Annotated in this window: 6 protein-coding genes and 2 pseudogenes; all 8 read left to right on the top strand. The window is 59.3% G+C overall.

The genetic code is table 11. The annotated features are described in order from the left end of the window. Positions 1–496: 496 nt before the first annotated feature. The 8 genes and pseudogenes from JQ587_RS19730 (at position 497) to JQ587_RS19695 (ending at position 7199) form a co-directional block, all read left to right on the top strand. Positions 497–1282, top strand: coding sequence for a DUF4261 domain-containing protein (locus JQ587_RS19730; RefSeq protein ID WP_212426322.1), 786 nt, complete (start codon positions 497–499; stop codon positions 1280–1282). 64 nt (positions 1283–1346) lie between these two features. Then, a pseudogene (locus tag JQ587_RS19725) lies at positions 1347–1592 on the top strand (imm11 family protein); the annotation flags it as partial. A gap of 548 nt (positions 1593–2140) precedes the next feature. Then, positions 2141–3640 (top strand): hypothetical protein, encoded by a 1500-nt coding sequence (locus JQ587_RS19720; RefSeq protein WP_212426320.1) that lies wholly within the window; start codon positions 2141–2143, stop codon positions 3638–3640. A 447-nt stretch (positions 3641–4087) separates the two neighbouring features. Beyond that, complete coding sequence (locus JQ587_RS19715; RefSeq protein ID WP_433995299.1) at positions 4088–4414, top strand: hypothetical protein; 327 nt, start codon at positions 4088–4090, stop codon at positions 4412–4414. Positions 4415–4441: 27 nt separating this feature from the next. Next, a pseudogene (locus JQ587_RS19710) lies at positions 4442–4783 on the top strand (phage terminase large subunit); the annotation flags it as partial. Positions 4784–4914: 131 nt separating this feature from the next. After that, positions 4915–5214, top strand: a complete 300-nt coding sequence (locus JQ587_RS19705) for a hypothetical protein (protein WP_212426319.1) — start codon at positions 4915–4917, stop codon at positions 5212–5214. 55 nt (positions 5215–5269) lie between these two features. Continuing rightward, positions 5270–5698 (top strand): GNAT family N-acetyltransferase, encoded by a 429-nt coding sequence (locus JQ587_RS19700; protein WP_212426331.1) that lies wholly within the window; start codon positions 5270–5272, stop codon positions 5696–5698. A 232-nt stretch (positions 5699–5930) separates the two neighbouring features. Beyond that, entirely contained in the window at positions 5931–7199 is a 1269-nt protein-coding gene (locus JQ587_RS19695) for a CaiB/BaiF CoA transferase family protein (RefSeq protein WP_212301470.1), read from the top strand. The last annotated feature ends 46 nt before the right edge of the window (positions 7200–7245 follow it).

Genomic DNA, 7245 nt, shown 5'->3' with positions numbered 1-7245 from the left:
CCAGTTCGGGCGGCCTCCCGGGCTGGGCCATTCCTCACGGAACGGCCCTCAATATAAGCGATCGGGCTAATACAAGGGTGGGTTGAGCTCTTGCGAAACCCATCGCCACACGGACGGTGCCAGTATCGAGCAAATCGTTGGTGCGACCGGATCAAGCGGCGAAGTTTGATGGGTTTCGCAAGGGCTCAACCCATCCTGTACCTTTTGAGGTCTGCACCGGTCTGGCGATGCAGACTGGTTTGACGGGCCGATCTGCCGGGAGCCGCCTGACCCATCCGTGCCATGAGCACCTACGTGGGACCGCGCCCCGGCGGAGCGGCTGCCTGCCCCAAATGATGATCATTTTTCCGAACTCATCGCCTAGTTGCCGAAATTACGGATCGAGTCGTTGCGAAAAAATGCGTTGATTTTGTTCTTCATATGTTCTATTCATCCAAAGCTCAATCTAAGGATGAGTTGACGGACGCCAATTGTGCTCGACTCTTGCGGGGTGGCGATGAGTAAATCCTTTCTTGCTTTTGTCTTGCTGGACAGCCCCGCAAGTCTGAACACGGGCGCGCTTGCCACGGCGCTTCGCACCCGGCACCCGGAGCTGGCATCAGAGATGCGTGACGACGACGCGGCAAAGATGCGCGAGGGTTCCGGAGGTGCGTCGGTTATCCGGTTTGGCGACCAACTCATTACGGTCATGTCTATGCCGACGGCCATTCCACATGATCCCGGCCTATGGTCGCGTACCGCTATCACGTGGCCGGAAGCGCAGGTGGTTGCTGCGGAGCACCGGGGGCATTTGATCGTTTCGGTGCTTGGCAAAGACCAACAATTGTTGCCCACTGCTCGTCTGATGACAGCCGTTATTGGCGCGTTAATTGCGACGATGCCGCAATGCGGCGCTGTGGTCTGGGATGGGAAGGTCGCGCAACCTGCCGATCTCTGGCTGCATCTGTCTGCCCAATCCTATGCGCCGTTCCCTGACTATCCTTTCCCGCTCTGGGTGGATATTCTACCATTCCGCTCTGAGGCGGGTATCGGCGCGGTGACGATGGGACTGTCCGCTTTTGTCGGGCGTGAGATTGAATTCAAGACTGCCAGGTTGACGCTTGCAGCGCTGATCGAAAAGGTGGCTGGTCTTGTTGCCTATCTGATCGAGCGCGGACGAGTGCTCGGAGACGGCGACACCTTTGGCGGCGATCCGAAGGAGCGCATCGCTGTTCGTTACAAGAATTCAGATCGGTTCAATGGCATGCCTGTTTTTCTCTGTACTGACGGCTCATCGTCGTAGAGCAAAGCAAACAGGCTTTGCTCAGCGTGGCTCGTGTCCGATCGGATGAAGGGGCGTTCTTAAAGTCGTCGACCGAGAAGGCGTGACGTTCCTGAAATGCGAAACGCGGCCTCTCAGTCGGAAGGCTGCCGCGGATTGCTGGCTCTATGATGTCATTCGCGTCCTTGATGCCATCGACGAGGAAAAGACGCGCGGCCAAATCTTGAATGATGGTGCCGGGTGCAAGCACTACAACGGTATAGGAAAGCTCAGCCTTGTCTTCAAAGAAGAGGCTGTTGGTCTGGCCCAGGACGTCCTGAATCTTCGCTAATGCGGTTCGACGTGGCGTTCTTGGAAACTAAGGGCATGCTGGAATGCATTCGCCGTCGCAATGCGTCGGCAGGTATGCAGCGAACTGCCTGAGCTTCTAGTTTTTTCATTTCATCGCTACTCGCTGCCGATGCGCATTTGGCGCCGGCAAAGGCATTCGCCTGACTGCGAGGACTCTCCGAATCCAAATCCGAGTTTTGCGGGATCAAGGCAGATCGCTGCGATTTGCTGAAATCATCCGGCCGCTCAAGTGCGTTGACCGAGCTTCCACGGAAGACGCGCAGCTAGCCGGTGCGCATCCGCCACCGTAGAGCGCCGATACTCTCCTTCAGGCACTCCGCAAAGTCACTCGGGAGCAATCGCACATCGAATGATTTTGAAGGGTTGCAACCAATGAGGCTCAGCGGAGCTATTCTGCGGAATCACCACATTATATCTCAGCGATTTGATTCTCATCGCGCGTTTGATGGTATCGATAGGCAAGTACTTGGAGTGCGGGCTCGACGCAATCAGATCTATCTGCCGGCAGATTACGAGCTGGCCAGAAACATGAGAGTATCGCCTCACCCCGGCGGGCATGATCCACTATATTACGGAGCGGTTAGCCGAACTCTTGATCGAATTGCGGAATATGCTGATCCGGATATTCGCGCGGCGGAGATAGAAGCGTTGATCGACGCAATGAGCGCCGGCTTTGTTAATGGCGATCTCTACACCAATGTCCCAATTGGAAAGACCCGTGAAGAAGTGGATCGATTAATTAGAAGTGTCGTCGATGAGTATGCGACATACCGTGCGGACAATCTGAACGTAGTTCAGGCGATACGCGATCTCGAGCAGAGGGGTGCGAAGGCTGGGCATGGTCATCTGGGCAAGTGGTCCGCAATCTTAGGCAATACCAAGAGGGAAAAGCTGCTGAGCGAAGCAATCAGGCAGAACCCGCGAGTTAACATCACTTCGGGGAACAATGAATTGGACGGAACGCCTTGGCAACAGGAGTTCATGGCTGCGGATGATAGTTTTCGCATTCCAGGCTCAGAGCCAGCCAATCCGAACCACGATCCGCAGTTGCCGGGCTTCATTCCAGCCCCGCTTGCAGAATTTGCCCCTGAAGGCTTCACCCGGAGCGATCCGCGTTTGGTCGATGGATTGTCTGGTTTTCCGGCGGCCGGTCCGGATTGGCAACGGATCGGACAGCTGCCTCCGAGCACTGCCGCGCCATCGGACCCACTCGTCCTCAAATTCGATCCGATGACCGGGGCGCCACTTCCATATCAGGATAATCCACTGATGCGTGACCCTGGTAGCGAGTCCTCTGTCGGACAGGATGCGCTTCCTTGGTTGCTGGGTGGCGCGGCACTCGGCGTAGCGGCGCCTTTTATTCTACCCACGTTGCCAGCGTGGGCATGGACCTTGGGTGCTCTGGGCACAGCAGGTGTCGCAGCGGGATCATCGGCTCGAGCGCAACCAACGAATGACTTCAGCGGGGGAGTGTTCGCCGTTGGCGCGCCTCCATACAATCCGTTTAGTCCAAAAGACACATCGAGCTCCAATGGGAAGGCAAGTCAGCTGCTCGGCGCGCAGCCCGGGATCCCCTTGCTGACAGGCAATGCACTGGATCAGGAAACGATACGTGCTGGTACCTTCCATGATCGTTTTGGCAATTGGCCAGGAACTGCAGTCGTTGCCACACCGCCCCAGCCGTCGAAGGAACCTGAGGAACCAGCCGCTTCCGTCGCAGGACCAGCGGCGGGTGGAGAGGTCCGGCGTCTCGCGCGTGTGAACGCCTCGAACGCTGGCAGTGTGTTTGATTCTGGTAGTGTGCCGGTACCCTATCTGCCTTCTTCTGAATTCAACGACCGATTTGGAAACTGGCGCATGGGAGAACAGCGGTTTCACCAAGTGAGCAGTCCGGTCGGTATGTTCGCTGACGAGCCAGGCTATGTTATCCCACCACCGATTTGGGGATTGGAAGCTTCAGCCAATCCGCGAAGCGACGCAGGAGATTGGTTCTCTCGCTGGATACAGCCGCTGCTTCGCCAGGATTGATGATCCGCTGCAGATTTTTTCGATCCAGTTCAATGTCGTTTGACACGTCGGGCAAAACACCGGCATAATGCCATCATCGAAACGAGTTTGTCAGGCCCGCGCGGAAACATCCGCTGCGGGCTTTTTCGTTTCGATGTCAGGAATCGGACGGCGTCCCGCGCATTGCGGCCTCGCACTTGCTTGATACGCGTCTAGGGAGCGCCGATCAGCGCATCGCCGTCCGAACCATTTTATTGGCCGAGCACGCGCGAACGTGCCGGCCCGCGGCGCGAGCCTTTGCTTGCGCCGCCGCGGTCCCCGCAAGACGGGGATAAGGTTCGCGCCGAAACGATCGCGCGTCGTGTCGCGATCTGCCGCACTGTTGTTTTTTGGAGAAACGATGACGGTCTATCTGATATCGCTCGCGCTCGCGGGCCTGGTCGCAATTGTTGTGTGGGAGAGTCTTGCTTGAGTGACGGCCTTTTATATGAGCCCAGGATCGCGGACGTTCACAAGCCTGTCGCGAAGAAACCGTCAAAAGGGCGGACGCTGACCGACATTCGCTCGCTCGCGCGCAGCCATGCCGGGACAGCCGTCGACACGCTCGTCGGCGTCATGCGCAGCGACGAGGCGACGCCGGCGGCGCGCGTTTCGGCCGCCAACGCGATCCTCGATCGCGGCTGTGGCAAGGCGGCGCAACCGGTCGAGAACAGTGAAGACGGCGTGCTGGAATTGATCCACCGGATTGAGCGCATCATCGTGCATCCCCAAAAGCCTGGCGTCGAGGAGTCCTAGCGCCATTGCTGGAGAAGAGGCGCTCGCATGTCGACGCTGAAAATACCGACCGCGAAGATCTTCGAGCCGCTGCTGAGGCCGGCGCGCTACAAGGGCGTTTACGGCGGACGCGGCTCGGGCAAATCGCATTTCTTCGGCGAGCTTTTGGTCGAGACCTGCCAGGCCGAGCGCGGCACGCTCGCGGTCTGCATCCGCGAGGCGCAGCGGACGCTGGCGCAATCGTCCAAGCGGCTGATCGAGGGCAAGATCGCGAGCCTCGGGCTCGGTCACGGCTTCAAGCTCTTCAGCGACAAGATCGAGACGCCCGGCGACGGACTGATCATCTTCCGCGGACTTCAGGATCATACGGCGGACTCGATCAAGCTTCTCGTCTTCGACAAGGTTTTTGGCCTTGGATCCACCGATCCTCTGGCAGGGTTCGCGGCGATCACCGCCAATCTCGTCGTTTCCTTCTACTTCGCCAAGCGCGGCTTCGAGAATGTTGCAAGGATCATCAAGCGGTGAAGATGCCAGATGATGAAATCAGGGCCATCGTGGCCGAGACGCTGGCCGAGCAGCACAGGCTCCAGCAGGACAGCATCGATGCGATCGTCTTGAAGGCGGTGGCATCGGTGCTGGCCTCCTTTGGCATCGAGGATGATGATCGCAAGGAAGTGCGCGCCGATTTCCAGCACCTGCGGCGGTGGCGGAAAAGCGTGGAGCAGGCGCAGAGCTACACTTTCAAAGCCGTGATCACCGTGATCGCCACCGGCCTGATGGGGGCTGTCTGGCTCGGCGTGAAGGTCGTGTTGGGTAAGTGAAAATCGATTGGCCGTGACGTCGCCGCAAGTCCGTTCCGTTCCTTTAGGTCATGCCATGTACAGAATTCGTATGGTTGACGCGTCTGATGATGACGTTGCGGACATCCTGGCCGAGCTGCATCGGCTGACTTTCTTTGATGCCGCAGCCATGCCGGATTTCGATCTCGGGGCGTGGTGGCTTGCCTATTGCCGTGATGATCCGGTCGCGTTCGCAGGCGTCGTGCCGTCCACCTATGCCCGACATTCCGGCTACTTCTCGCGCGTCGGAGTCTTGCAGCGGCATTGGGGCAGGGGGCTTCAACTCAGGTTGATGCGAGCGGTCGAAGCGCGAGGGCGGCGTAGCGGATGGGATGGTATCGTTTCGGACACAACGGATAACAGCTTTTCTGCGAATAATTTCATTCGGGCTGGCTACCGGCTCTACGAGCCCGAGGTGCCCTGGGCCTGGTCGCATACGCTCTATTGGCGAAAGTCGCTTCGCTGAGCTGGTGTCCCGTAGTGCGGAACGAGGGCTTTCGCAACGTTGACCGGCGCGGGCTGAACGCGCGGGCTTTTGCACCTGGAATACTCGAGGACCCGGCAGCTTGACCGCTGCCGGTCCTTTTTGGCGTATTGAAGCGTTGCTGTTGAAGCACTTGCGCAGTCGGCGGCGCCGGGCTTTAAGTTTGCTTGCGGGAAATTCGGCGAGCACAAGCCGATGTAAGGGAGCGCCGGGGATGTCCACCAAGCCTCAATTGCCGGAACGTCCGTCGCGGGCGGCGGGAGGACCATCCGCTCTTGATGGTCTGCTGGTCGTCGATTTCACGCGCGTGGTCGCAGGGCCCGCCTGTACGCAGACGCTCGCCGATTTCGGCGCGCACGTCATCAAGATCGAAAATCCCGATGGTGGCGACGACACCCGTGCCTATGAGCATGCCGAAATCGGTGGCGAGAGTGCCGCCTATCTCAGCCTGAACCGCAACAAAACCGGCATCGCGATCGACCTCGCCGTGCCGGAGGCGCGCGAGATTGCGCTGGACCTGATCCGCAAGGCGGACGTGGTCGTGGAGAATTTTTCCAGCGGGGTCATGAAGAAATTCGGCCTCGACTACGAGGCCGTCGCGCCGCTAAACCCGCGGCTGGTCTATTGCTCGATCTCCGCCTACGGGCGGACGGGGCCGTTCGCCTCGCGTCCCGGCTTCGACCCTATCACGCAAGCCGAGAGCGGCTTCATGTCGCTCAATGGATTTGCAGACGGACCGGCGGTTCGGACCGGCCCGCCAATTGTCGACATGGCGACGGGGATGTCCGCCTGCAATGCCATCCTGCTGGCGCTATTGGCGCGGGATCGACTCGGTCGCGGGCAGCATGTCGAGGTCGCGCTGTTCGACGTTGCCATGGGGATGACGGGCTTCTACGGCATGGCCTACCTGATCAACGGCGAGAACCCGGGACGGTTCGGCAATTCGCCGAGTGGGTCTCCGACCGTCGGTGTTTACGAAGCATCAGATGGACCGCTTTACATGGCTTGCGCCAACGACCGGCTGTATCGACGGCTGGTGGTGGAGGTGCTGAACCGCCCGGATCTCATTAACGCGCCGCAGTTCGCTACGCGCAAGGCGCGGTCCGAGAACAAGGAGCTCCTGCGTGCAGCGATTGCGGAGGTGTTCGCGAGCGACACGCTCGAGAACTGGATGGCGAAGATGAAGCTGGCCAATATCCCGGTTGGCTATCTCCGGACCGTCGAGGAGGGATTCAATGCGCCTGAAGCGCGCGAACGCGCGCGCCTGAACCGGATCCCGCACCGCACGGCGCAATGGGTGCCGAATATCGAGCCGCCGATCAACATGAGCCTGACGGCAACAATTAATCCAGTGGCTGCGCCGCTGTTGGGCGAGCATACAGAAGACGTCATGCGTAAGACACTTGGTTACGACGAGAATCGGATTGCGGTCTTGGCCGAAAAAGGCGCATTCGGGCGGCGGAGGGCCGCAACGTCCGACTGAGCGCTGCCCCAGCTTGATTTGGAAGGGTTCCCGCCGCATAAATAGA

Origin of the sequence: Bradyrhizobium manausense (genome assembly GCF_018130615.1) — a bacterium.
In the GTDB taxonomy this organism is placed as follows: domain Bacteria; phylum Pseudomonadota; class Alphaproteobacteria; order Rhizobiales; family Xanthobacteraceae; genus Bradyrhizobium; species Bradyrhizobium manausense_A.
This window is presented reverse-complemented; position numbering and strand designations above follow the sequence as displayed.